The organism is Tannerella forsythia (assembly GCF_001006485.1).
In the GTDB taxonomy this organism is placed as follows: Bacteria; Bacteroidota; Bacteroidia; order Bacteroidales; family Tannerellaceae; genus Tannerella; species Tannerella forsythia.
The window spans coordinates 1-439 of the sequence record NZ_JUET01000133.1; the positions used below are offsets into that span (position 1 = coordinate 1).

1 protein-coding gene is annotated in these 439 nt (G+C 46.5%); it reads right to left on the reverse strand.

Annotated elements, in window-relative coordinates; translation table 11 throughout:
* A partial coding sequence (locus Tanf_RS12540) for a hypothetical protein (RefSeq protein WP_046826097.1) occupies positions 1 to 265 on the reverse strand: 265 nt, incomplete at its 3' end.
* Positions 266 to 439 lie beyond the last annotated feature (174 nt).

Here is a 439-nt window from a genome sequence, read left to right on the forward strand (position 1 = left end):
CTCCTTCCCTTCTCTCTCCCTTTCGTTTTTTTCTTTTTTTATTCCTTCTCTCTTCTTTCTTCTTCTTTTCTTCCCTCCCTCTCCCCTCCCTCTCCTCCCCTTTTTTCCTCTTTTTCTCCTCTCCTCCCTCTTTCCTTTCTTCCTTTTTCTTCCTCCCTTCCTCCCTCTTTCTCTCCCCCTCTCTTTCTCTTCCCTCCTTCCCTTCTTCTTCCTTCTCTCCTTTCTTCTCTTCTTTCTCTTCTTCTGCTTTCTCTTCTTTTCTCATTTCCTCCTCCTCTTCCTATATTCCTCTTTCTTATCGTTGTTTTTTTCTTTTCGCTCTTTCTTTTCGCCTTTCTTCCTTCTTCGTTCCACTCCTGTCCACTCTCCCCCCTACCTGCTCATCTTCTCTTTCTCTCCGCTTTTCACCCCGCTCTCGCTCCCCTTTCCCCTTCCTCCG